Consider the following 25,565-nt stretch of genomic DNA (forward strand, 5'->3'; position numbering starts at 1 on the left):
TAATGCAAAATTTGATGTCAAAAAAGAAGTTCATATTATTATCCATACTGAAGACCTGGTTTTTCTCAACAGTTATTTCATCCATTCTTCTCATTGTGTTTATGAACCTTACTAAACCGGAGGTGACAGAATATCCGAGAAATTGTGATATGAGTGGTTTGGCTTATGGTCTTGTAATTATTTGGATTTTGTTTTTAGGTATTGCTTCATTCAGTAGTTTGCTTTCACTTGTAAGATCGTTTCAGAGCAAAATAAAAACAGCTCTTTGCTGGCTCTTGCTTCCGATTATTTTCATCATCTATTATTTCTTTATGATTACGGAAGGACAAAAAATCAGTGGAGAGGATATTCTGTTTTTTCTGATAGCGAACTTTCCATGGTTTGTCTTTTGGGTATTTTATTATTCTAAATTTAACAGGCTTTTCTTTAAACAGATTGATAGCTAATAATAGTAGCTTCAGAGTCGGTAGCTGTTTGCTTTTTATGAAGTTAAAAAATGATTTGATGAGTATAGGATCAAAAAAAATTACTGCCTGGTAGGACAGTAATAGTAAAAATCAGTGATATGGTGGGTGATCAGTTTGTAAGCAGAGATTTATGCTGTTTAAAAAGGCTGATCGGTGAGGTTGCTTTTAATTCAGTCAATTATTTAATATTTAGTCTGAATTAGGTGTCATTGTCTGAGTTATTTTACGATAAAAACTTGACGAATCAACTTTGTTTGGACCGAATCTTTGGCAACTTCTATATCATGGTTATTGATGACATTGTTGGTTTTGTTTTTCTAATTTGCTTGCGTGCTACATCTTCCAGATTCATCCTAATGATGGTATTTCCGAAAAAAAGGTACAACCATGCAAATCATTTGCAAATCTATATCACAGCATTTTGAGAATTACTACACTTTTGTGTAGATTTGTGGTATGAAAGCTAAAAACTATCCTTTAGTGTAGTAGTGAAAAAAGCTTTTCAAAAATATGGAACAGATTAAAAGATTTTTTAACGAAAAAAATGAGGTCAGTAAAGATGCTGACATTGATTTCAGCCAGGACGGAGAATATCTTGAGGCTGTAAAAGCTCTTGCCAGAACTACGTACCAAAGCTTGTATGTCATCAATTATCAGACTAGAGGATTTGAATATGTCTCAGAAAACCCTCTTTTTTTGTGTGGCAAAACCTCAGAAGAAGTAAAGAATCTTGGGTATGCATTTTATTTTCAGAATGTGAAACCGGAGGATGTGGAAATGCTGATTAAGATTAATGAAGCAGGATTTAAATTTTTTGACAAAATTCCGATAGAGGATAGAAAGCGGTACTATATTTCCTATGATTTCTATCTTATCAATGGTAAAAAGAATATGATTTTGGTGAATCATAAACTTACCCCAATGTTCCTTACAGAAGATGGCCAGGTGTGGAAGGCTCTGTGTGCTGTTTCATTATCCAATAATACGTCTTCCGGAAATGTAGTGCTTAGTAAAGAGGGTTCAGATGAAATCTGGAGATATGATCTTACAGCAGATAAATGGGAGAAAGATGAAAGAATAAAGTTATCTTCCCGGGAACATGAGATCTTGAGCTTATATGCCAGTGGCTTGACGATCAGTGAAATTGCTGAAAAACTTTTCATTACATCAGATACTGTGAAATTCCATCGTAAAAAACTTTTCGAAAAAATTGGAGTTAGTAATATTGCAGAAGCTTTATCTTATGCTAAAACCAATAAACTGCTTTAGAAAAAAAACTTGAATTACCGTTTTTTTACGGTATTTTTCAGAATGTCTTTTAGGATTCAATTTTAGGTCTGATATTTGTACTGGGTAGCCAAACTAAATGACCTATTTTATTTATGAAGAACATATCTGTGAAAAAAACATTTCTATACACCTGTTTATGCGTGTTATTCCTTGTTTCCTGTAAGAAAGAAATAGAAAAGATCAGCGATACTTTTAAAGATACAGTTTCTGCTTCCGAAACCCCGGAAACAGAAAAAGACTCTATAAAGAAAGATTCAGTACCTGTGGTGAAAAAAGAATCAGCTCCGCCTATGATGCAGGAGAATGGTTTTTATAATGCGTTTGTCCTTCCAAAAGATAAAAAAATGCGGGATTCTGTATATGCAGAATTCAGTAAAAAGTATGATGAGAAGGAACGTACTGCTATTTTAGCGTTAAACAGACTGGATTCTAAAAGCAAATGGAATGCTGATACCTTGGTAGTTCCTGCTAAAATAGATACCACTTTGATGGCGTATTCGCCGTTCCCTATGCAGCTTGATGTATTAAGCGGTGTGAAAAAATTTGTGATCTTCTCATATCCTATTCAGGCTTATGCGGTATATTCCAACGGAGGTCTTGTGAAATGGGGCCCAACGAGTATGGGTAAAAAGGCAGCACAAACAACAAGAGGACTTACTTTTGCCAATTGGAAAAAGAAACTGTCTATTTCCACGGTAAGCAGTGAATGGAAACTTCCTTATAACTTTAATATCCATAATATTGGCGGTATCGGATGGCATGAGTATACACTTCCCGGATATCCGGCATCACACTCATGCTTAAGGTTATTGAGAAAAGACGCCCAATGGTTATATTCTTATGCAGATACCTGGATCCTGAATCCCGGTGGTGCTACTACAAAAGCAAGAGGTACTGCGGTAATGGTATTTGGTGACTATAATTGGGGCGGAAGAAGGCCTTGGAAAAAGCTTTTGAATGATCCTAATGCCAATAATATATCTGTAGAAGAATTAACGAAATTATTAGAACCGGATGTCCCTAAAATGCTGAAAGAGCAAGCCAACAGAGAAAAAGTGGCTGATTCTATTAAAACCGCTAAAGCAATGGCAACCCCTATTCAGAATGAAAGACCTACAGATACGTTGTCTAAATAATCTTCTTTTCAAACTGTAAAGTAGATTCTTCGGCAAACTGTCTTAATTTAAGCATTTCATTTTTCCCTTTATGCTGCCCGAACCTTGCAGCAAGATAAGTGAGAAGAATAAAAAATAACATGACAAAAGAAGCGCTCAGTGCCCAAGGGTATTCAGCGCTTTTTATTTGTTTTTCAACGTAATACATGGTAAAGAAAGTCATCCAAAAAATTGAAAAAGAAAAATAAAGAAACATAAAGAATGTCCACACAGCAGAACTGGGACCAAAAACTCCTCGTATTACCGTTTCTTCATCTTCCATTTCAATACGCAAAGCAAGACGCGGTTTCCAGTAATTGTCATATTCTGTTTCCACCCAGATGGTGGCAACCTCTTTATTGATGTTACCAGAAAATTCATTTTTATGATCGGCGAGATATTTTTTCAGACTTTCGGCATACTCTTCCTTGGTAAGGTGCGTAAACATCTTAAATCTCGGGCGGGTTCTTATTCTGTCTAAGGTGGTTTCTTCAGTTGTCATATTATTTATTCTTGATACGGAATAGGGTCTTCCAAATTAAAACGGAAAGTTAATTTTTCTTCTTGTCTCTGAATAATCATGGTGATACTTCGCCCTTCAGAGGATTTCATAATTTCAAGGATTTTTTCAAGCGTCATGTCTGATGTTTTATCTCCATTGATGCTGATCACTTTGTCATCCTTTTTTAATCCTGCTTCATAAGCCGGCGAATCTTTTCTCACTCCTGCAATCGCAAATATGGGTTTCAGTCTGAATTTATATTGAAACGAATCTTCTTTATAGGCTTCATTTACTTTACCTGCTTCGGTAGTAGCCCGGGTATCAATTCTTACCCTGTCTTCCTGCCATTCCATTCCATCTTGTCTGAAATCCAGTCCGCTCATATTAAAGTGGAAAGGATCATCAAAGTTTCTGTTCTTCTTCAAATATAGCTTATTATTGGGATAATCGAAAATGAGAGAAAACCGTCTCATAATTTCACCGCCTACAGAGCCTTTTCTGTCTTTTACCAGATTCACATGTTGAATAGAGTATTCATCAGGCATTGCGGTAAGAGGTTTTTCAAATTTAAAATCACCAAGATAAAAATTATGGATTCTGCTTCTTTTGCCATAAATATCCCCATTGAATCCGCGGCCAAGAAAATCATCAATATTAGGTCTGTTATAAACAAAATCTTTAATAAGAGTAGGGAAGAGCCATATTGCATCACTGTTTCCAAGGTCAATCAGAAGTTTTGAGGCTTTCTTTTCACGGATCATTTCTACATCAGCATTAAGATAAGGCTTGTCCTTTTCAATACTGATCGGAAGCTTATCAAACTTTCTTACTTTTCTTTTAAATACATCTGTATTTTCGTACACTGTTATTTTTTTAGAAATATAATCAATAGCAATAGGATGATCTTTGAAAAAATGATAACCGATAACTCCGTTTACAGGAATTCCTACGTGGGAAGAAATATTGAATTCTTCACTAAGAATCACATAAAGAGACATGGAGGTATTAATCATTACATCTCCAATTCTAGCTAAATTACGCTCCGATTTTAATCCATCAATACTTAAGTTCCCTCCAAGCCCGGAAAACTTTATTTTTTCAACATTATCCAGTTTAAGCTCTTTATTTTCTAAGCTGAATAGAATGGTTTCCGCAACTCCGGTATCCACCATAAAAGTCAGATCTGCACCATTAATGTTGATGGGAATGAAAATAAGATTGTTGATGAGTTGAAAAGGGATTACCGCTTTTGGTGTATTGATTAGCCGGAAAGAGTTCTGGGCATGGATAAAAATACCCAAAAATAAACCCAGTAAAAGTAGCTTTAGTTTCATTTACTGAATTTACTGAATTTATCTTTATTGTAATAAAAAAAACATTCCAAATACAGGAATGTTTATATAAACTACAATGAAGTTGTTATTTTTATTGAATTTATTTGAAAATTAAAAACGGCCTATTTTGAGAAGAAATCCATTAAATCCATATAATTTTTCTGATTAACGCCATGTCCGCTCATGTATTCTCTGAATGTGAAATAACAGTTAAGGTCATAAAGCAGTTCTGCAGCCTTTCTACCCCAATCAATTGGAATCACTGCGTCATCTGTGCCGTGGGATACAAAAAATCTTAGTTTTTCCAGTTTCTTTTTATCTTTCACAATTCCGTCCAGGATCTTCTCTTCTGCATAAGCACTTAAACAGGCAATATTTGTAAATAACTCAGGATATTTTAGAGCCAACGCATAACATAAAATTCCTCCCTGGCTGAATCCGCATAAATGTACTTTGCTTTCAGTAAGACCGTAATTATTTACTATTTTTAATATGCTTTCCAATACAGCATTTAAAGATTCCTTAGCCTGAGAAACATCAATGAAATTTTCCGGATCATTAAAATTAATATCATACCATGAATATCCTTCAAACTGAGTATCTCTCGGGGCTCTGAAACTGATGATAATCCAATCTTGTGGAAGGGTTTCTCTAAAGCTGAAAAGGTCTTGTTCATTGCTGCCGTAGCCGTGAAGCATAAAAAGTATAGGAGTAGAAGAGGTAATATTTTCCGGCTCTCTTACTAAGTAATCTAAATTCATACAGCAAATATAATTAATAAATTACATTGTAAATCCCAACTTTTATGATTCGTGTAAAGGAGTTTAAAAAATCATTTTAAAAGATAAAAAATAAGGGTTAATCTTTGAACAAAAACACTATAATTCTATTTGTAATATTATTGGTTTTTATCAGTATTAAAATAATTCTAAGTATAAAGATGTTTTATGTTTAATAATTAGAGGATTACGTTGTATTATTGGGTTTTTAAAGCTTGATTTTGTTTTTATTGATTTGATATTTTTTGTAAAAAAATGTTGTAAAATTTTTATTAAAGATATTTTTATATTAATAAAAAACTTATATTTGGAACATTAAAAAATCTATTTGGAGAAATGAAGCAATTTTACAATTTAAAAAGTTTACTTAGACTTTCTTCTTTATTCGTTTTGTTATTTTCAGTGATTACTGTTGTCAATTCGTGTAAAAAAGATGACGATGATGAATTTCAGGATCATGTGGTTCAATTTTCAGCGAAAGCTACTACGGGATCAGAAATTATCTCTGTGGTAACTCAGGTAGGTACTGCCCAGAATACTATATTTAGTACTCCCACTGCTCCTTTAAAAGAAGGCTGGACAAGCGGAGATATGTGGGTTAATTCCAGCCAGGCACAGATTAATTTTGCGGCTAATGCTATGTTACCACAAGAAAATTCTGAACTTACAATTACTCTTATGATAGACGGAGAAGTTGTTAGAACTGCTAAAGTTACAGGGAAAGGTGATAACAAAGTTGTAAAGTTTGCCTACAGTTTCCTTGAACCATAAATAAACTTTACTATATAAAATAGAAACCGCTTTTTTGGAGCGGTTTTTTTATTTTTCAATAAGGTTATGCTCTATAGCTTGGTTTACGAGTTCGGTAGAGTTTTTAGCCTGAAATTTCTGAAGAAGATTTTTACGGTGAGTATCTACAGTAAGCGGGCTTAAAAAGAGCTCTTCTGCGATCATATTGCTTGTTTTTCCCTGTGCTACAAGGTGCAGAATCTGTTTTTCCCTTTTGGTGAGTCGGGGAATGGGGAAATCATTTTGAGGAGGTCTGCTGATGATCTGCTTGGTTTCATTACAAAAAACAATGTCTCCGGATAATGCTCCTTTGATACAGATGACCAATTCTTCAATAGATGTATTTTTGAGAAGGTAGCCACTGGCTCCATTTTGGATAGACTGCATGATGATACTTCTTTCAGAGCGGTTACTGAACATAATTACCGAAGTTTCGGGAGATATTTTTTTAATTTCCCTGCAAAGTTCTGTACCATTAGCATCAGGCAGGGTAATATCCAAAAGAATAATATCAATCTTGTTATTGCTGATAAAGTCAATAATTTCCGAACCGGAAATAAATGTTTCGGGAATATTAAAAGAAGGCTGGCTTTTCAGCATCATTTTCAGTCCTTCGATGACGATAGGGTGATCGTCTACGATAACAATATTTATTTTTTCATTCTCCATTTATGTTGAGCTCTATATTAATCGTTGTACCTTGACTGTCTGAACTGATCTCCATGTTTCCTTTCAGATAATCGACTCTGTTCTTTAAGTTGCGGAGTCCCATGCTTTTGTTTTTGGGTTCTTTGCTGCTTTCAAATCCTTTTCCATTGTCTTCAATAGTGATGAGAAAATCTTTTTCAGATTGGGAGCATTGTAATAAAATATTGGTAGCTTCAGAATGCTTGATAGCATTGGCCAATAATTCCTGTGCAATCCTGTAAATGTTAAGCTGAATATTTAAAGGCAGATTCTTTTCGATATTGATCGCCTGGAAATCAATTTCAATATCCTTTCTGTTGTAAAATTCACAAAGATCATTTAGGGCAGTTTCCAGCCCGAAATTAAGCAATGATTCAGGCATAAGGTTTCTTGCTACATGCCGAAGTTCACCTACGGAATTATCCAGCTGTCCCAGGATTTTATAAAACTCCTGATCTTTCTGAGGGTCCAAATGGCTGGCAGACCATGTTGAAAAATTGATTTTTACTCCGGCCAACATTCCGCCTAGACCATCATGAAGATCTCTTGCAATACGTTCTCTTTCCCTTTCTTCTCCTTCAAGAATGGCTTTGGTTAAAGAAAGTTCTTCCTTTTGTTTGATGTCATTAATCTTCTGTTCAGAGATTTTTTTATTTTTTCTAAAAATAATATAAAGGAAAATCAGGAGACTTACAACTAATAGTAAAATAAGGCTTAATCCCCATAAATAGGAATTTTTCTTATTAACTTCCAGCTCTTTTTGATTCTTTTCTGCATTTAATGTGGCTATTTTTCTTTCCTTTTCCGCAGCATTGAACTTAGACTCAATTTTATTGATCTCAAGCTTTACATTTTCAGTGTTCAGGCTATCATTAAGTTTGGAATATTTCTGTTCCCAAGCCAAAGCTTCCTTGGTATTTCCCATCTCTTCATTTAAAGAGGAAAGCTGTTTATAAATAGTTTTTCTGTTATTAAGATCAAGAACAAGGGATTTTTCGGTTAAAATGTCTTCCAAAGTGCCTTTAGCCTCGTTATATTTTTTTAATTTTCTTAAAATGTCATACTTATTGAAATAAAACATCTGTGCCAATAGATTTTGATTAAATCTTTTAGCATAAGAAAGTCCTTTTTCAATAACAGGTAATGCTTCAGGGTTCTTTTGTCTTGTAATACAATAAAGTGTTTTAGCATAATAGTAAAAAGCATTGACGGAGGCATCCGGATAAGGACTGATAAGCGCTTCGGCTTTATCCAAAAACTTTTTAGCTTCATCTCCTTTGGCCTGATAACAAAAATTGTTTGAATAATTTAGATAGGTGAAAAATAGTTCAGAAGAATTCGGATAGTATTTTTCAAGAATTTGTAAAGCTTTAGCGTTATACGCCTCAGACTTTTTAAGTTCGGCATTGTAAGTAAGGATGACGGCAAACTGAGTATACAAGAATCCTAGGTTCCTGCTATTCTCATATTTTTTAGCTAATGGGATACTTTTTTCAAGAATGGTCTTCACCAAAAAAGGATAACCTTCCTTGTCTTTTTGCGTTACTCCATAACTATACCACGCTGAAGCCTGGAGAAGATCAGATTCCTCATTTTTTATTTTTGATAAAGTATTGATCGCCTTTTGATACAAAACAGCTGCTTTTGCTTTATTACGGTCCAGATAATATTGCGCTTCGTAGAAATTATATTTAGCTGAAAGAAAAACATCACTTTTGATGAATATTTTTCCACTTTCCAGATATTTTTTGCTTGAAACTGAATCAATATTTCTGTAATAGTTTGATAAAAGAAAAGCGGCGTTTGCTTTCGATGTTGTTGTTCCGTTACTTCTTACAATGTTTTGCAAGCTATCTAAATAGGGCCTTTCATCAAGGGGAATCAGTTGCTGCGATTGTACACCAAAGGACAGGAATAGGTTTAACAGGATCAGTAATCTCTTCATCAGGTATCAGTTCTGTAGAATATATTTTTTATAAACGGTCAATTTAATTAAAAATTTCAGCATAAAAAATACCTGAATTTAGGTAGAAAAAATTACACAATTTTCAGGATTGATAAAGTTTCAGGACTCCAATAGTTTTGCAAGTACGGAATCACTAATCATAGACTATCAAATAAAGTAACTAAAATTTAAACAAAAAAATTATGAAAAAAACGAGAATAAACCAGCTGTTGAAAGGTACATTTGTAGTGCTTCTTGCAACAATGTTAATGGGATTTGTAGCCTCTTGTAGTAAAGATGACGATGATACCCCTAACGTAAATGGAGCAGGGAAGAGCCACAAAGTAGTTTTTAAAGCGATAGCTTCTGCGGGAAGTGATATAGACGTAGCAGTGTATGGAATTGATGGTAATCCAACTACCGCTTCCAGCCTTAGCGGAACAACATGGTCAAGCCCTGAAGTTACTGCAGAAAAAGGTGCCTATAATGCTAATGTAGCGGTAAATGCTGTAGGATCGAATGCTTCTTCTACCTTAAAGGTTCAGATCTGGGTAGATGGTGAATTGAAAAAAGAAGGAACTTCCAGCGGTCAGTATTTATCTGCTTCTGCAAGTTATGTATTTTAAAAAAACTAATACTTTCAAAATAAAAAGTGGCGCTGAGATTCATCTCAGCGCCACTTCCACTTTTATATGGTAGTAAAATTAAATAACCTTTACAATGAAATAGCTTTTCTTCCCTTTTTGAAGCAATAAGAATTTGCCGTCAATAAGATCCGTTTCATTAGCTGTAAAAGTATCATTTACTTTTTGCTTGTTAACAGAGATTGAATTTCCTTTGATTTCTCTTTGTGCTTCACTCTTAGATTTTAGGAATCCTGATTTTTCAGAAAGAAGATCAACAATGTTTATGCCTAATACATCAGCTTTTGCTACTTCTTTTTGTGGAACTCCGTCAAAAACTTCAAGGAAAGTTTCTTCATCAAGGCTTACCAAATCTTCAGCAGTAGAACGTCCGAAAAGAATTTCAGAAGCTTTAAGCGCTTTTTCATATTCTTCTCTTCCATGCACCCAAACGGTTACTTCTTCAGCTAATCTTTTCTGAAGTTTTCTTTCGTGGGCTGCTGTTTTATGTTCTTCAATTAAAGCTTCAATTTCCTCTTTTCCAAGGAATGTATAGAATTTAATGAATCTTTCAGCATCTTCATCGGTAGCATTCAACCAGAATTGGTAGAATTTGTATGGAGAAGTCTTCTTTTTGTCTAACCAATAGTTTTCTCCGCTTTCAGATTTTCCGAATTTAGAACCATCCGCTTTTGTAATCAAAGGAACAGTTAAGGCAAATGCTTCACCCTGAGCTTTTCTACGGATTAATTCTGTTCCTGTAGTGATATTTCCCCACTGGTCAGAACCTCCCATCTGAAGCTTCACATTATTGTTTTGATATAAGTGAAGGAAATCATATCCCTGAATTAACTGATACGTAAATTCTGTAAAACTCATTCCATCTGCACCAGATTCTCCTGAAAATCTTTTCTTTACAGAATCTTTGGCCATCATGTAGTTAACCGTGATGTTCTTCCCAACGTTTTTAGCAAAATCAAGGAAAGAAATATTTTTCATCCAGTCATAGTTGTTGACCAGTTCCGCTTTATTAGGCTCATTCCCTGCAAAATCAAGGAATCTTGAAAGCTGATTTTTCAAGCAGTCTACATAGTGTAAAAGAGTTTCCTCATCCAAAAGGTTTCTTTCTGCTGATTTTCCGGATGGATCACCGATCATTCCCGTAGCTCCACCTACCAAAGCAATCGGTTTGTGACCATGCTGTTGAAAGTGTGCTAAAATTTTTATCTGAATAAGACTTCCGATATGTAAAGAATCGGCCGTTGGATCAAAACCAATATATGCAGTAGTTACCTCTTTATTCAGTTGTTCATCGGTTCCAGGCATCATATCAGCAAACAGACCACGCCATTTCAGTTCTTCTATAAAGGAATTCATTGATTTTTTTCTTTAAAATTTTAAGTTGCAAAGATAATAAATTCAAAAGTATAAAGTGAAAAGCGTAGGAAGGTAAAATTGTAAAAGGATTGAAATAATAAATAAAATGAATACTTTCTCTGATTGACTATTCACTTGCGAAGCAAAATTCACTATTGACAGCTGATTGGGCTTTGCATTTTCAACCCAAATAATCTATATTTGTTATTAATGAACGACGAACAGCTATTTCTGCTCATTCAAAAGGCCAAAGATAAAGATCAGAAGGCCCAGACTAAACTCATTAATGTTTTTTGGGTGGATGTTTTCTCTTTTGTGATGAAAAAAGTGAAAGATGAAAATGATGCCGATGAAATCACTGTAAATGTTTTTTCCAAAGTATTGTCGAAGTTGGATATGTTCGATCCACATTTTCAGTTTAAAACCTGGATTCTAACCATTGCTCAGAATACGGTTATTGATTTTTGGAGAAAAAAGAGTCGTGAAAATGAAGACGCTGTTGAAAACCTTGATGAGGTTAAAAATCAATATGCAAAATCTCCCGAGGAACTTTTAATATCTGAAGAAGAGCAAAAGAAAATCATTAAAACCATTGAATCTCTGGATGCCAATTATCAGGATATCATCAAGCTGAGGTTTTTTGAAGAAAAAAGCATCAAGGAAATTGCAGAAGAATTGGGGATTTCTGTTGCCAATACTAAAGTTCGTGTGATGCGTGCTAAAAAGGTACTTGCCGAGTTGCTTAAGAATAATGAGTTTGAAGATAACTAAGAATGTTATTGGAAAATACAAAGACGCTAAATGTTATAGTATATTTAATGTAAGACTCAAGGATTTTATCTCTGATAAAATTGAATACTTTTTATGTCTTGCTGATTTTGCAGATCACGCAGATGACATTAGAAACCTCAAAATCATTTTAAAAAAGATTATTTTTATTACCACGCGAATAAGATATCTAAAGCTTAGTCCTAAAATCTCCGAGGTAAAAGAATATAATGTTATAAACCTGTTAGGTTTAAAGTTAATTGGGTGAAGCAACTCTATATATATTCCTGCATTTGTAGTAAACTATATGAAAATCTCCTGCTTTGTTTTAGGAAGTATAATTTTTACACTTTTATCATTTCTGTTCTGAAGATTGATCTTGACCCCCTTTTTAATGTATGTTTCTTTTTGAGAAGGCCCGTATTCTTTAGTATTATCAACATCATTCTTGAAATTAAGTTGTCCGGTAGAAAGATTAAAATCCACATTTTTGATATAATCTCCGGGTCTTCCAGAGCTTGAAGTATGTCCTATCAATTCAAAATGCCCGTTCTGATATCTGTATTTATCAGTATAGGCCCATTTCCAACTGCTGCCTCCGAAATGGTTTATAATTAAAACCCCTTTCTCTATGCTGGTTCCCGAATAAGGATCACCCATAATACCCCCGGATTCACTATCAAGAATTGCATTCGTTGATTTTTCGAGAATCGTCCATTGTCCATTAACTTTTTTCAGGATCTGAATTTCACGGATTTCGCCCAGTTCACCGGCATCCTTTGTATTATAGACGATTACTTTTTCCGGAATTTGATCTCCATCCAGGTCCCCATCCACAGTTTGCAGGATAGTGGAGCCTTTTGGCTGAAATTCTTTTTGAGCCCAACAAAAGGTACTGGAAATAAGTGATAAGATACAGAATATCGTCTTCATAAAATATTTTGAGCTCTGAAATTACAAAATTATATGTTTCATCAATATCTGTCTTTGATTGTTTCGATAAAAAAATCACTAACTTTGAACCTCAATTTGAGGAATAAATGGAAAATTTAGTTCAAGATACTACCGTTCAGAAACCAAAATGGATTCGTGTAAAACTTCCTACCGGAAAGAACTACAGAGAATTAAGGACTTTGGTTGATAAATATAAATTAAACACCATTTGCCAAAGCGGAAGCTGCCCGAATATGGGGGAGTGCTGGGGAGAAGGTACAGCAACATTCATGATTTTAGGAAATATCTGTACAAGAAGCTGTGGATTCTGTGGAGTAAAAACAGGAAAACCGCTTGATGTAAACTGGGATGAACCTGAAAAAGTGGCGCGTTCGATCAAATTAATGAAGATCAAACATGCAGTTCTTACTTCTGTAGACCGTGATGATATTAAAGATATGGGATCTATCCTTTGGGCAGAAACTGTAAATGCTGTAAGAAGAATCTCTCCGGGAACAACTATGGAAACCTTAATTCCGGATTTCCAGGGAATCACCAAACATATTGACAGATTGGTAGATGTTGCCCCGGAAGTAATTTCTCACAACATGGAAACAGTAAAACGTTTAACCAGAGAGGTGAGAATTCAGGCAAAATATGAAAGAAGCCTTGAGGTTTTAAGATATCTGAAAGAAGCTGGGCAAAGAAGAACCAAAACAGGGGTGATGCTTGGTTTAGGTGAAACTAAAGATGAGGTTTTCCAGACAATCGAGGACATTAGAAATGCCAATGTAGATGTGATCACTCTTGGACAATACCTGCAGCCCACTAAAAAACATCTTCCTGTAAAGAGATTCATTACTCCGGAAGAATTTGATGAACTGGGCGATTTTGCAAGAAGCTTAGGTTTCAGACATGTTGAAAGTTCACCTTTAGTAAGAAGTTCTTACCACGCAGAAAAACATATTCATTAAAATACAGACCGCTCAGTAATGGGCGGTTTTTTTTTTGATAGGAAGATAACAAATGATGAGAGATAATAGACGAATAGATAATAGATTTGGGAACATAGATTAGTACTTTTAAACTTTCTTAACTATTATCCATAAGGAATGGCTTCCATCATTCCCCTCCTCCGGAGGGGTGGCAAAAATTCAAAGCATTTTTGACGGGGTGGTTGATAACAATCCAATATCAAAATATCCCCAAACATCTGCGTCATTTGTAGGAAAAATAAAAAAACATCTAAGCTCGTAAAATGTAAATCTGCGTTATCAGCAAAATCTGCCGAGATAATACCAAAAACTATTTGTTACAAGAAGATTCCCGGTTAATCACTCCAATCCGCCCATTAATTTCAATAGGCTTAAAATGCTTTTTCTTGAATTCTGAAGGAGTTTCTCCTGTATGCTGTTTAAACAGTTTATTAAAATAGGAAAGACTTTCAAATCCCACCTGAAAACAGACCTCAGTTACAGAAGAATCTTTCAACAAAAATATTTTAGCCTGGTTGATTCTGTAATTATTAACAAAATCTGTGAATGTCATATTAGTTTGCTTTTTAAAATAACGGCAGAAAGCAGGTGTGCTTAAACTGACAATCTGTGCGATCTCGTTTACATTAGGTTTTTTATCATGATTTTCGTGGATGTAATCGTAGATCGTTCCCATTCTGATTTTATCATTCAGGAACCATTTGATTCTTGTATCTTCCTTATTAAGCTCATGCACCTCTGTGGAATTGGCCAGAATCTGTAGGATTTCAATTAATCCCATTAATGATTCAAAAGAGTTTTTTTCCTTAAGAAGCTGAAGTTTTTTAACAACAATATTTTTGGTTTCGCCAGAGAAAGATAACCCGAGGTAAGAATATTCTAAAAGGTTTTTAATATTCTCAAATTCAGGAACAGGAATAATGATATCCTGAAGAAAATTTTCCCGTATTTGCAATACCAATTGTTTACATTCCGTCTGTATACCATAATCAAAATTAAGATGAGGAACATTGGCGCCAATAAGAAGTAATTCACTGTCAGTAAAACCTGAAATATTTTTTCCCACATGTCGGATTCCGTTGGATGCTTCTACGTATACCAGTTCTATTTCAGGGTGATAATGCCAGAAAAAACAATTTTTCAGACTGGGAGCAAATACTTTGAAAGATTTACCCTTTTCAAACTCAATAGTCTCTTTCTGAATCTTCATTTTGTTCTGTTTTGATTGTTTGTAGATCTAAAATTAAGTAAAAAGGTTAATATGGAGCAAGTTTTTATCATTCAAAGAGGTGTGAAATTCAATCTTTCTTTCGAATTTTGCACTTTCAAAAATAAAGATGGCTCACCATTTTTAATTTCAATACATTAATTCAGAAAAGAACATACAATGAAGATTGATAAAAGGATAATACCGCTGGCGATTGGCGGATTGGGAATAGGAACTACGGAGTTTACCGTTATGGGGTTATTGCCGGATATCGCAAAAACCCTAGAAATCACAATTCCACAAGCAGGACATCTTATTGCTGCTTATGCAATGGGAGTGGTAATCGGAGCACCCATTCTTATAGGATACTCGGTAAAGTATCCACCTAAAAAAGTACTGATTGCTTTTATGATTCTGTTTACTTTATTTAACGGGCTTTCTGCTATTGCTCCTAATTATGGAACGATGTTAATCATCAGATTTATGTCTGGACTTCCTCACGGAGCTTTTTTCGGAGTAGGAACTGTAGTAGCCGCTAAAATGGGTGGAAAAGGGAAAGAGGCATTTTATATATCAATGATGTTTACAGGACTCACGGTAGCCAATCTGGTGATGGTTCCTTTGGTGACCTATATTGGACATACTTTCCATTGGCGATTATATTTTGCTATTGTCGCTTTAATTGGTGTTTTCGCTCTATTATTTTTAAAATTATGGCTGCCAGCAATTGAGGCTAATCAAAATACCCATTTCATGGATGAGTTAAAATTCCTGAAAAAGAAGCAGTCGTGGCTTGTATTGGCTATTACAGCGATTGGATTTGGAGGTCTTTTTACATGGTTGAGCTATATCACGCCTCTAATGACTGTTATTTCCGGAGTTGAAAGCAGTCAGATGGCCTATGTAATGGTTCTTGCCGGGGCCGGTATGGTGGTAGGTAACCTTGCGGGAGGAATTATTTCAGATAAATTAGGACCTGAGAAAACCTGTGCACTTCTGATCTTTTTAATGATGATCTCACTGGTAGGAGTGTTTTTGCTTTCAGAACATCAAAATATCGCTTTCTTATTGACTTTCATGTGTGGAGCTTTATCCATGTCAATTGCTGCACCCATTAATATTATGATGATGAAAGCAGCCCCGAAAAGTGAAATGATGGCCGCAGCTTTTATGCAGGCAGGATTTAATATTGCGAATGCAATGGGTGCTTTTTTTGGTGGAATTCCTTTGGAATATGGATTGCCGTTCAACTACCCATCGTTAGTAGGAGTAGGAATGACCTTTATCGGATTTGTAATCAGTGTAAGATATATGTACCTGTATGGTTCACAAACAGCAAATGAAGAAAAAGCGGTTTCAGAAGGTGTTTCGTGTGATAAATAGAAACTCATACCTATAAAAACCAAGCATAGATTATAGAAAATCTTATCTGTGAGAATATCCATAATTAAACATAAAAAAGGCTGTCCCAACGTTAAAAATAGACTTTTGAGACAGCTTTTTAAATTAATACATTATTTTGTCAGACTAGAATTTAAAAACACAGCCGCAAACGCTCATTTTGCTTTCTACAACTGTTGTCCATTGTCCGTTCCATGTACCGCCATAGGATGCACAGATAGCAGGACAGATTTCTTTAGCATCTTCGTTGTTCCAGATAGGTCCGGCTAAAACGTCTAGCGTATATTCTGTGCTGCCTGTTGGTTGAGTGTTTAATTCAACTTCTATAACGCTCATTTGTCCTTCTACAATGGTAGTCCATTGTCCAGTAAACTTTCCTAAGTGTGCCGCAGCAATACGTGGTCCTAATTTTTGGGCTTCGTCGTTGCTCCAAAGTGGTCCTGCAATAATGTTGGTTTTGAATGTTGACATGGTATAAATTTTTAGTTGGTTAATATTACAAATGTAATCACCATTTTGGGATATAATTACAGTATAATGTACCAAATTTATTATTAGGTGTTTTTACGTATCTGTTTGATATTGATTGTTATATAATGAAAAAGACTGCCTTTTAAGACAGTCTTTCATTGTTTTGTAAGGTTGATTAAACTTCCACCTCATTGCCATTTTTGCACCAATAAAGCGCATTGTATAAATTTTCTTTTGGAAAAGATTTAAACTCTCCCGGCATCAGAACACTGAAAATATCTGTAAAGTCCTGTATTGCTTTTTTATCTGTAACAATAGCGGTCCGATTCCATTTTGCAAGATTTTTTATTCCCAGCAAGAGGTCTTCAAGCCATGCTCCCATGGTAAACTTATCCAGATCGGTATCCAAATACAGTAAGTAATTCAGCTCACCAAATTGGTCTACTTTCTCTTTCACACGCGGAATTACCAGTTTTTCAAAATCTTCTTTCGTCACTTCCCCGGTTGCACTGAATGCCGCAACATTCTCCGGAGCTTCTGGAATAATTGTTATCATAGTAAATATTTTATGATGGTTGGAATTTAATAAAGCAACAATAATTAAACCATACATTCATCAAAAATTGTTAAAACAGGTATAAATATTGTTATTTTTAATATAAAAATAACAATATGGATCTCAAATCAAATGAACCTTTTTGGCTTTTAAAAAACGGACTGATTGCTACGTATCCTTCTTTAAAATCAGATGAAAACTGTGATGTCTTAATCATAGGCGGCGGAATTACAGGAAGTCTTATTGCCCATCAAATGGTAAAGGACGGCTATGAAACAATCCTCATTGATAAACGCGAGCTTTGTAATGGAAGTACCTCTGCCACCACTTCAATGCTGCAGTACGAAATAGATGTTCCTCTTTATGAATTAATAGGAAAAATAGGAAAAAAAGGAGCTGTTTCAAGTTATAAAGCTTGTTCAGATGCCATAGATATTCTTGAAACACTTGTAAGAAAAATACATTCCAATGCGGGATTCAAACGTAAAAAATCATTGTATTTTGCTTCGAAAAAGAAAGATACCGAATGGTTAAAGAAAGAATATGAAGCCAGAAAAAATGTTGGATTTGAAGTTCAATGGCTCAATGCAGATCAGGTTCTGGAGAGATTTGGATTTGAAAATACCTATGGTGGTATCTTATCAAAACAAGGAGCCAGTATTGACGCCTTTCAGCTTGCCCATGAACTGTGTAAACATAATGTAAGAAAAGGATTGAAAATCTTTGACAAAACTGAAATGGTAGAAGTAGAGTATCACAAAGGCTTCAATATTGCTAAAGTTGATAATGGTTTTCAAATCAGAGCAAAGAAAATAATTTATTGTATCGGCTATGAAAGCAAAACTTTACTGAAAGAGAATTTCGTTAATCTGAAAAGTACTTATGCTGTGGTTTCCGAAGTAGATCATGACAAATTTAAAAATATAACCAGTACTTTAGTCTGGAATACCGATGATCCTTACCTCTATATGCGGACTACAGATGATGGCAGATTATTGATAGGTGGTGGAGATGAAGATTTTTATGGTGCTGAGAAAAGGGATGTGATTCTCAACAAAAAAGAAAAAGAAATTATAAAGAATTTAAAAAAGATAAAACCTGATTATCATTTCTATCCAGATTTTGTGTGGGCTGGAACTTTTGGAGAAACAAAAGACGGACTTCCCTATATTGGAGAACATCCAAAATTCAAAAATTCTTACTTTGTATTGGGCTTTGGTGGAAACGGAATTACCTTTTCAGTAACCGGAATGGAAATGGCTTCTTTGTTTATGAAGGGAAAAAAACATCCATTGTCTCAATATTTCAAATTTGGACGATAGAACATTCTTTAATCATGAAAAAATACAAATAATGTATATAAATAAGTACACTTAAGCAGAAAAACAAAGGTTTTCAAAACTTAAGTGTACTTTATTTTACAAGGTTTACTTTAAGTGTTAACCCTTCTTGTATTGAGCTTTTTTATAAGCTATATCCATTTTTCTTTGCGAGTTCTTGTATAGAACTTTCAATGGCTTTTCCAAGATCATCAGAATCATTACTTCCTCTTTTTTTCATCTCATTATCAATGTAGGTCTGACGCTTTTTAGAGAGTTCTTCAATTTCTCTTTGAATTTTTTCACGCTCTGCTGATTTTATAGACACTGCTTTTTTTATTTCCTCCTTGCTTTTTCCTTTCAGTTCATCAGGAAGTTCACTTGCTTTCATATTGGCAATAAAGCTGTCATCTTTTTCTGCTTTGTCTATCAGGTCCCAATGCTCATTTTTGTAAGCATTCTTTTTAGACTTGGAAACCGTTCTTTCGACCAGATTAGAAACAGATTGTACTTCTGCGTTTTTATCCTGAGTAATTTGCTTCATCTTATATTCAGAACCACGATTTCCATAGTAAATATAGGTATCATTCAGTTTGGTGTTACATTCCGAAATCCTGATGTCATACGGCGTTTCAATATAGATCACCTTTTTATCACTGTCGATATTAAAATATTTTCCACCTCCTGTTGTTGCGCCATTCTGCCAGAAGCCCTGAATTCCTTCTTCCCGGCTTCCGCAGTAAATGGTATTGGTATAAATATTTTTATTTTTTGCTTTTGAGATGACTTCTTTATAGTCAATTCTTCCTTGGTTGAAAGGCTCATTACCCGCAATATAAATCAGTTTCATACTTTTCTCATTACCATCCCAGTTCAGATTGGCAGAGGCATCCCGGATGACAGCCCCACAATATTCACTTCCGCCATTAGTTCTTAAAGCAAATAATTTTTCAGAAACAAGATCAAGGTCCTGAGTAAGAGGAGTAACCTGACGAATATAGTTTTCATCCCGGATTCCGTCGTTTCCATATTCATAAAGGGCAATTTCAACTTGTGGAGTCTGGCCGTTATACTTTAATGTGGTTAATGTATTAACGATGTTCCAGAGTCTAGATTTTGCTTGGTCAATTAATCCGTCCATACTATTGGAAGTATCAAGTAAAAGAGCTACCTGGATTTTATTGTCCTTTGATATTGTGTTTACAGGGGATACGGAAGCATTTTGTACCGTTAACTCGGTATTTTTTGGATCACTTTTCGAGCAGCTGATGGCCGGATTGGTACCAGAGTTTAAAAAAGCTGCTGCAATGGCTAAGATTTTTAAAGTTGTCATATGATTATTTTTTAGGTTATCTGCTGTAATATTGGACCTGCATATCTCTTGGATACTTAACTTCATAAGAGAAGTTGATCTTTTCAGAACCTCCGGAACTGATGTTTTTGTTCCAAAGGATACTTCCTGTTTTTTCATCAAGACTTCCCCCACCAGTTTCTATAGCTTTCACTGAAATTTTAGAGTTTTCACTGATAGGAAGCTGATCTAGCACTTCCAGTTCTATACTTTCTTTGGTATTGTTTCTGATGCTGATCTGGTAGGCTTCAGATTCCCATTTATTGGAGTTCATCGGTTTCTGAGACGCTTTATCTTCCAGTTTGATTCTTTTTACTGTGATTCTTTCCTCCACACCAAGAGAAATCGGGAACTCATCTTTTACATAATTGCTGGTAATATTGGTTTTTCCAATATAATTATCTTCAAAATAGATGTTCGCTTCGCCATTAATCAGGTTGAGGTTCTGCCAGTTTTTTACAAAAGCTATCAGAAATACCTGATTGTTAAGTTTGGGAACTGTATGGTATTTGTAGGTGGCATCAATCTGTTTTTTATCCAGAATGACGTATTGTTCTTTTTCCTGACTTAGAATTGTTTGGTTGTAATTCAGTTCATAGAGCACATTCATTTGGTTATCAGAAACCGAAGCAATTGGGATCTGGCCTGGTTTTGCAGTGATGTCCTGTCTCATTTGGTAAACATTCATCAGTGCGGATTCTTTTTTAGACTTGTAATCGGCAACTTCGAGTATTGGATTATGAATCGTATATTCTGAAATATACAATGGAGAAAGAATAGGTCTGTCCTGATTGTATGATGGTCTGTAAGTGGATACAAACAATTTTATATTTTTCCAATCCTGTCCTGTTTTTTGGTAGATCTTGCCTTTATAAATCATTTCAAGAGGCTTCTTTACAGATTCGGCACGAAGATCATAAGAAGGTATCCATCCAGCATCGGAAACGATATAGCTGACCCCCAGATTCAGGCTGGTATCATTATCCGCAAGAATTTCAAGTAACAATTCTTTTCTGTTGGTGTTTTTATGAGTTTGTTCCTCATCAGATTGCTTATTTAGCTTTGCAATGCTCTCATCCAGTGTTGTTTTCTGCTCATTCAGTACAAAGACCTGATTATCAATTTCCAGCATTCTTTTCCTGTAAAATTCTGTAAGCTTAATCAGTTGTTCCTGCGGAGTAGATTTATCATTGGTAGATACTTTTAAATTATCATTGATGATATTCTGTTCTCCGGTAAGGTTTTTAATCTGAATACTTAATAGGTTTACCTGTCTCTGAAGCTTTTTTCTTTCATCAGCCAGTTTTTTTTCACCATCAGAAAGCTGATCTTCCTTCAAAAAATTACTTTGCGGAGTGATGGATAGGAGAGTGGTATTTTTTTCAAGATTGATTTTATAGGTATTTTCATCCAGATTGTTAGGTAGATTGACAATTCTTACCATATTTCGCCCCTTTTGAAGATTGACATTAGTATTTCCGAAAACTTTTGCTCCCTGAAGAAATACCGTAGCCTGCTTTACTTCAATTTCCTTCTTGATTTCCTGTGCCTTGAAGAAAACTACTGAAAATATTGTGATTAAAAGATAGCGTTTCATCGTTTATTATTTTAAATTATGAAGTAAAATTACCCGTATTTAAACCTGAAATTGGGGATACTTGGTGAAGAGAGGCTTTCACTTGGTGAATGGCTAACCACATATTTTTATTCTTTTTTGCCACGAATACCTTTTGTAAATCTAAAGGCATTCGTGGCCCAACAAAAACAAAAAAGGCTGCCAAAAATATGGCAACCTCTCTTAAATCTGTTATTTTAAAGAATTTCGTATCTCGTTTTGATACTATATTTTAACTTGATGTTTTCGATGTTGTCAAAAGAAATGTCTACCGGCGCATCTGCCATTTCAAGCTGTACATTGCTCATTCTACCTTTGTAGGCAACTGGCATCACCATGTCGCTGGTGTAATCTTCAATCTCAACAATTTCAAGAACATTCCCTACTTTTTTGCCCATGCTTTCCAACAGGTAATCTGCCTTTTCTTTCGCTGCTTTTAAAGCATTGATCTTTACTGCTTTTCTGAAATCTGCAATCTTGGTGTTCTTTACTTCTGAGATGCTCAGGCTGCTTACCCATTTCTGGTTCAGATCTTCAAAGATTTTGCTGAGGTTTGATTTTGCATTTGCTTTAAACACATAGTTCTTAGAAAACTTTCCGTTTTTGGCGTAAATATTCTGGTACGAAGATTTAAACTTGATATCCTCGTTCTTTACACCTGCATTCTTAAGGATATCGAACATCTTCTTCTCATTGTCTGCCAGATCATTTTTGTTATCTCCTTTTATTCCGATGCTGAAGGTAACTTCATCCGGTTCTACTTCCATTTCAGCAATACCTGTTACTTCAATTGCGTTTTTCTTTACTTCCTGAGCGCTTACAAAACTTCCCAGTGTTAAAATTCCGATTAATAAAAAATGTTTCAATTTCATAATTTCTTGTTTTTACTTTTAAATTCTGATGTAAAATTAGTTCGATCTGAAGCTGAAAATCGGGAGACTTGGTGAAATGGAACTTTCACTTGGTGAGTTGATATAAAATGAAAGTTTTTATTTAATAATGATATTTTAACCATTAAGCTTGATTAAGCTGTTAAGAAAAGTAAGATGAGCTCTGCTTTAAGAGCAAGATGCTTCTTTTAATATGAATAATTGTTGTAACTTATATAAAATCATGATTGATAGTGTTTTAATATAGAGAGTGGGTGAAACAAGGTTTTGACTTGGTGAAGGATAGAAGCTGATCAATAAAGTTTTACTTACTTTGCAGTAAAGATTTGAAATCCGTGAAATTAGTTTTTAAAATACTGTTTATTTCAATATTGATGGTGGGAAATTATTTCTCAGCACAGGATACTACGAAGGTTTCCCAAGCAGTGAAATCTGCTGCAAAATTGAAGAAAGCTGTAGATAAAAATGATGATAAAGGAGTTGCTGATACGTATGTGGGAATGGCCTCTGATTATTATAGTCAAGGGAATTATCCTAAAAGTGAAGAATACCTTATTAAAGCCAAAGCTTTGTATCAAAAGCTTAATGATAAAAAAAATCTTGAATCTGTTACCAGAAAACTAGCTCAATCACAGGAAAAACAAAATAAAATAGCGCCTGCGCTCAGCAATTATAGTAGGGCCGCACAGATGAGTTACAGTGAGAAAAGTAAGACGGTTAATTCCAATGATGTGGCAAGGCTTTCATCTCCTACACCCGAACTTCGGGCAGAGGCCATTCAGAACAATATTAATATAAGCAAAAAAGAAAACGATCAGGGCAATGTAGCAGAAGGATACAGTCAGCTGGCAGATGTCAATATACAGCAGAAAGACATGTATAAAGCCGAAGAAAACCTGAATAATGCTTATAAAATTTCAAAAAGAGAAGCCCCACAACAAGCTTTGGCCATTAATCAGAAACTGGCCGACCTGTATGTTGAAAATAAAAACTTTGATAAAGCCATCGAAGCTAAAAAGAAAGTTCTGAAGGAAGATTTTGTAAAGGAAAACTCACAGGAAAAAGTCAATCAGATTCAGGAACTGGCAGATATTTATATTAAAAAAAATGATCCGAAAGAAGCGGTAGACCTGTTGAAGAATGCATACGGAATTGCTTTGGATAAAGGTCATACATTAGAAGCTCAGAAGAGTGTGAAAAAACTGGACAGTTTGTATGCCATTTCAGGAAATGTTGATGCTTCCGTTCAGTTGTACAGAGACTTTCTGGGAAAACTTCCGAATCTGGTTTCCAAAGACAGAAGCCTGGTAGATAATAAGATTCTGGAAGATACGGAACAGAGAATTTCTCAGCTGGAGAAGGAAAAAGAGCTAAAGGACGAGCTTATTCGTAAGAAAAATGTCTTTAATTATGGTTTGATCGGAGCTTTGATTCTGCTGACCGGCCTGGTTATTTTCATTTTTAGAACCCTGAAGAAAGTTCAGAACAAAAATAAAAAAATAGCGCTTCAGTCTCTCAGACGGGAGATGAATCCTCACTTTATTTTTAACAGTCTGAATAGTGTTAATCACTTTATTGCTACTAATAATGAACTGGAAGCCAATCAATATCTGACTAAGTTTTCAAAACTGATGCGAGGAGTGATGGAAAACTCTACCGATGATTTTATCCCTCTCCAGCAGGAACTGGATTTGCTGCAAAACTATCTGGCGTTGGAAAAAACACGTTTTGCAGATAAATTTGATTATGAAATTGATGTAGATGAAAGCCTGAATCTTCAAAACCTACAGATTCCCGGAATGCTCGTACAGCCTTTCCTGGAAAATGCCATCTGGCACGGACTGCGTTACAGAACAGAAAAAGGGTTGTTAAAATTAAGCTTCAAGAAAAACGAACAACATTTAAAGATCATCATTGAAGACAACGGAATAGGAATTGAAGAAAGTAAAAAACAGAAAACCCAGCACCAGAAAACCCGCGAGGGGAGAGGTATGAAAAATACCCTGGAAAGAATTCAGCTGCTGAATGATCTGTACAAAAAGAATATTACCTGCTCTGTAAAAGATAAAGAGAATAATAAAGGTGTTTTGGTCATTATTCAAATTAATCTGCTATAAAAACAATACCATGAAAAAGCATATATCTCTGTTCACTCTGATGATGAGTCTGTTTTCGGGAATTTTATCTGCTCAGGACATTGACAGTATCAGACTTACTCATATTCTTGAAAGTCTGAAGCTTGACAAAATCAAGATAAAGGAGGAACTCTGTGTGGAAAAGAAAATGCCTAATGCAGAAGGTTCTTATATTGCGGTTATTCCGGTTGTGGTGAGTCAGGAAGAAGAAGATTATGTTTTTACCGTTCAGAACTATATACTCATTACAGACAATAATGGAACAATAAAGAACAGATATCTTGACCCTACTGAGCTTAATTCCGATGCTGTTAACCTAAGAAGCTTTGCCATTGATACTGGTTTATACAATATCAGTACAAACATCCGTGCATTTGGAGTAAAGGCAGATTTTGTAGGAAGCAGTAAACCTAATCCTTATGCTTCAGGTACAATTTCAATGTATTATCCGGAAGGAAAGACGCTTAAAAAAGTTCTCGATCAGTTTGAATTGGATTCTACAAGTGGTGAATGGGATACCCGATGTAACGGAGAATTTGAGGATACCCATTCTTATATTATTATGGATCAGTCCAAGACCAACAATTTTACCGATCTTAAAATAAAAACCATTTCAGTAGCCACAATCAATGAAGAAGTAAAAGGGGAATGTAATACTAAAGAAACCTCAAAAACATCTTATAAAACACTGAAGTTTAAAAATGGTTATTATCATTTTTAAACTGAGTTCGGATTACAGGAATTTTCTGATTCTTTTAACGTTGGGATCACAAAGATTTTTAATTAAAATTGAAAAGGATTTCGTTCGAAAAGGCATTTTATTTAGCAAAGGTATTGGCTGTTTCATTGCTGAATGAAACGTCTTTTCGGTCTTAAAAAATATGAGTATTCCAAGAATAACTTTGCGAGCTATTGCGTGATAATAATATACGTGAGCAAAGTATTCATCCTTCTCAGAGTGGTATCTATTCTATGTT

Annotated in this window: 24 protein-coding genes; 11 read left to right on the forward strand and 13 right to left on the reverse strand. The window is 34.9% G+C overall.

What is annotated here, in order from left to right; all coding sequences use genetic code 11:
• Positions 1 to 14: 14 nt before the first annotated feature.
• From J2772_RS04240 to J2772_RS04250, 3 genes are all read left to right on the forward strand, one after another.
• Positions 15 to 446, forward strand: a complete 432-nt coding sequence (locus J2772_RS04240; protein ID WP_209913628.1) for a hypothetical protein — start codon at positions 15 to 17, stop codon at positions 444 to 446.
• 531 nt (positions 447 to 977) lie between these two features.
• Positions 978 to 1,736 carry a response regulator transcription factor gene (locus J2772_RS04245; RefSeq protein ID WP_209913630.1) on the forward strand — a complete coding sequence of 253 codons (759 nt, stop codon included), beginning with the start codon at positions 978 to 980 and terminating at the stop codon, positions 1,734 to 1,736.
• Positions 1,737 to 1,849: 113 nt separating this feature from the next.
• Positions 1,850 to 2,893, forward strand: coding sequence for a L,D-transpeptidase (locus J2772_RS04250; RefSeq protein ID WP_209913632.1), 1,044 nt, complete (start codon positions 1,850 to 1,852; stop codon positions 2,891 to 2,893).
• Here J2772_RS04250 and J2772_RS04255 read toward each other — a convergent pair.
• From J2772_RS04255 to J2772_RS04265, 3 genes are all read right to left on the reverse strand, one after another.
• Positions 2,886 to 3,413 (reverse strand): hypothetical protein, encoded by a 528-nt coding sequence (locus tag J2772_RS04255; RefSeq protein WP_209913634.1) that lies wholly within the window; start codon positions 3,411 to 3,413, stop codon positions 2,886 to 2,888. The two genes, J2772_RS04250 and J2772_RS04255, sit on opposite strands and share 8 nt — an antisense overlap.
• A gap of 5 nt (positions 3,414 to 3,418) precedes the next feature.
• Entirely contained in the window at positions 3,419 to 4,747 is a 1,329-nt protein-coding gene (locus J2772_RS04260) for a PDZ domain-containing protein (RefSeq protein WP_209913636.1), read from the reverse strand.
• Positions 4,748 to 4,869: 122 nt separating this feature from the next.
• Positions 4,870 to 5,508: an alpha/beta hydrolase gene (locus J2772_RS04265; protein ID WP_209913638.1), complete on the reverse strand. Its 639-nt coding sequence runs from the start codon at positions 5,506 to 5,508 to the stop codon at positions 4,870 to 4,872.
• 354 nt (positions 5,509 to 5,862) lie between these two features.
• Here J2772_RS04265 and J2772_RS04270 point away from each other — a divergent pair, with 354 nt between their 5' ends.
• Positions 5,863 to 6,297, forward strand: a complete 435-nt coding sequence (locus J2772_RS04270; RefSeq protein WP_209913640.1) for a hypothetical protein — start codon at positions 5,863 to 5,865, stop codon at positions 6,295 to 6,297.
• Between the two features lie 48 nt (positions 6,298 to 6,345).
• On the opposite strand, the gene J2772_RS04275 is transcribed toward J2772_RS04270, so the two are convergent.
• Both J2772_RS04275 and J2772_RS04280 read right to left on the reverse strand, forming a co-directional pair.
• The gene (locus J2772_RS04275) at positions 6,346 to 6,984 is read right to left on the reverse strand and encodes a response regulator transcription factor (protein ID WP_209913642.1); all 639 of its coding nucleotides are present in this window, start codon (positions 6,982 to 6,984) and stop codon (positions 6,346 to 6,348) included.
• Positions 6,974 to 8,947 (reverse strand): ATP-binding protein, encoded by a 1,974-nt coding sequence (locus J2772_RS04280; protein WP_209913644.1) that lies wholly within the window; start codon positions 8,945 to 8,947, stop codon positions 6,974 to 6,976. The genes J2772_RS04275 and J2772_RS04280 overlap by 11 nt, the downstream gene beginning before the upstream one ends.
• Positions 8,948 to 9,150: 203 nt before the next feature.
• On the opposite strand from J2772_RS04280, the gene J2772_RS04285 reads away from it, so the two are divergent.
• Positions 9,151 to 9,573 (forward strand): hypothetical protein, encoded by a 423-nt coding sequence (locus J2772_RS04285; protein WP_209913646.1) that lies wholly within the window; start codon positions 9,151 to 9,153, stop codon positions 9,571 to 9,573.
• A gap of 78 nt (positions 9,574 to 9,651) precedes the next feature.
• Here the strand turns inward: J2772_RS04285 and tyrS are convergent, their stop codons facing one another.
• Positions 9,652 to 10,947 (reverse strand): tyrosine--tRNA ligase, encoded by a 1,296-nt coding sequence (gene tyrS / locus J2772_RS04290; RefSeq protein ID WP_209913648.1) that lies wholly within the window; start codon positions 10,945 to 10,947, stop codon positions 9,652 to 9,654.
• A gap of 210 nt (positions 10,948 to 11,157) precedes the next feature.
• Here tyrS and J2772_RS04295 point away from each other — a divergent pair, with 210 nt between their 5' ends.
• A complete protein-coding gene (locus J2772_RS04295; RefSeq protein WP_066698570.1) occupies positions 11,158 to 11,718 on the forward strand; it encodes an RNA polymerase sigma factor in 561 nt (186 codons plus the stop codon).
• 300 nt (positions 11,719 to 12,018) lie between these two features.
• On the opposite strand, the gene J2772_RS04300 is transcribed toward J2772_RS04295, so the two are convergent.
• The gene (locus tag J2772_RS04300; protein WP_209913650.1) at positions 12,019 to 12,648 is read right to left on the reverse strand and encodes a hypothetical protein; all 630 of its coding nucleotides are present in this window, start codon (positions 12,646 to 12,648) and stop codon (positions 12,019 to 12,021) included.
• Positions 12,649 to 12,755: 107 nt separating this feature from the next.
• Between J2772_RS04300 and lipA the strand changes: the two genes are divergently transcribed.
• A complete protein-coding gene (gene lipA / locus J2772_RS04305; protein WP_045494196.1) occupies positions 12,756 to 13,622 on the forward strand; it encodes a lipoyl synthase in 867 nt (288 codons plus the stop codon).
• Positions 13,623 to 13,953: 331 nt separating this feature from the next.
• On the opposite strand, the gene J2772_RS04310 is transcribed toward lipA, so the two are convergent.
• Positions 13,954 to 14,853 (reverse strand): AraC family transcriptional regulator, encoded by a 900-nt coding sequence (locus J2772_RS04310; RefSeq protein WP_209913652.1) that lies wholly within the window; start codon positions 14,851 to 14,853, stop codon positions 13,954 to 13,956.
• Between the two features lie 177 nt (positions 14,854 to 15,030).
• Here J2772_RS04310 and J2772_RS04315 point away from each other — a divergent pair, with 177 nt between their 5' ends.
• On the forward strand, positions 15,031 to 16,233 hold the full coding sequence (locus tag J2772_RS04315; protein ID WP_209913654.1) for an MFS transporter: 1,203 nt from the start codon (positions 15,031 to 15,033) through the stop codon (positions 16,231 to 16,233).
• A gap of 144 nt (positions 16,234 to 16,377) precedes the next feature.
• On the opposite strand, the gene J2772_RS04320 is transcribed toward J2772_RS04315, so the two are convergent.
• Both J2772_RS04320 and J2772_RS04325 read right to left on the reverse strand, forming a co-directional pair.
• Positions 16,378 to 16,722: a mannan-binding lectin gene (locus J2772_RS04320; protein WP_209913656.1), complete on the reverse strand. Its 345-nt coding sequence runs from the start codon at positions 16,720 to 16,722 to the stop codon at positions 16,378 to 16,380.
• 175 nt (positions 16,723 to 16,897) lie between these two features.
• Complete coding sequence (locus J2772_RS04325; RefSeq protein ID WP_209913659.1) at positions 16,898 to 17,278, reverse strand: STAS/SEC14 domain-containing protein; 381 nt, start codon at positions 17,276 to 17,278, stop codon at positions 16,898 to 16,900.
• Positions 17,279 to 17,394: 116 nt separating this feature from the next.
• On the opposite strand from J2772_RS04325, the gene J2772_RS04330 reads away from it, so the two are divergent.
• The gene (locus tag J2772_RS04330; protein WP_209913661.1) at positions 17,395 to 18,600 is read left to right on the forward strand and encodes an NAD(P)/FAD-dependent oxidoreductase; all 1,206 of its coding nucleotides are present in this window, start codon (positions 17,395 to 17,397) and stop codon (positions 18,598 to 18,600) included.
• Between the two features lie 142 nt (positions 18,601 to 18,742).
• On the opposite strand, the gene J2772_RS04335 is transcribed toward J2772_RS04330, so the two are convergent.
• The 3 genes from J2772_RS04335 to J2772_RS04345 all read right to left on the reverse strand — a co-directional run bounded on the left by J2772_RS04335 (position 18,743) and on the right by J2772_RS04345 (position 22,435).
• Positions 18,743 to 19,930: a VWA domain-containing protein gene (locus J2772_RS04335; RefSeq protein ID WP_209913663.1), complete on the reverse strand. Its 1,188-nt coding sequence runs from the start codon at positions 19,928 to 19,930 to the stop codon at positions 18,743 to 18,745.
• A 16-nt stretch (positions 19,931 to 19,946) separates the two neighbouring features.
• A complete protein-coding gene (locus tag J2772_RS04340) occupies positions 19,947 to 21,545 on the reverse strand; it encodes a DUF4139 domain-containing protein (RefSeq protein WP_209913665.1) in 1,599 nt (532 codons plus the stop codon).
• A gap of 215 nt (positions 21,546 to 21,760) precedes the next feature.
• Positions 21,761 to 22,435 (reverse strand): SIMPL domain-containing protein, encoded by a 675-nt coding sequence (locus J2772_RS04345; protein ID WP_209913667.1) that lies wholly within the window; start codon positions 22,433 to 22,435, stop codon positions 21,761 to 21,763.
• A gap of 353 nt (positions 22,436 to 22,788) precedes the next feature.
• Between J2772_RS04345 and J2772_RS04350 the strand changes: the two genes are divergently transcribed.
• Together J2772_RS04350 and J2772_RS04355 are read left to right on the forward strand one after the other, a co-directional pair.
• Positions 22,789 to 24,570, forward strand: a complete 1,782-nt coding sequence (locus J2772_RS04350) for a histidine kinase (protein ID WP_317194482.1) — start codon at positions 22,789 to 22,791, stop codon at positions 24,568 to 24,570.
• Positions 24,571 to 24,580: 10 nt separating this feature from the next.
• The gene (locus J2772_RS04355; protein ID WP_209913669.1) at positions 24,581 to 25,309 is read left to right on the forward strand and encodes a hypothetical protein; all 729 of its coding nucleotides are present in this window, start codon (positions 24,581 to 24,583) and stop codon (positions 25,307 to 25,309) included.
• The last annotated feature ends 256 nt before the right edge of the window (positions 25,310 to 25,565 follow it).

The organism is Chryseobacterium jejuense, from assembly GCF_017877355.1.
GTDB lineage: Bacteria > Bacteroidota > Bacteroidia > Flavobacteriales > Weeksellaceae > Chryseobacterium > Chryseobacterium jejuense_A.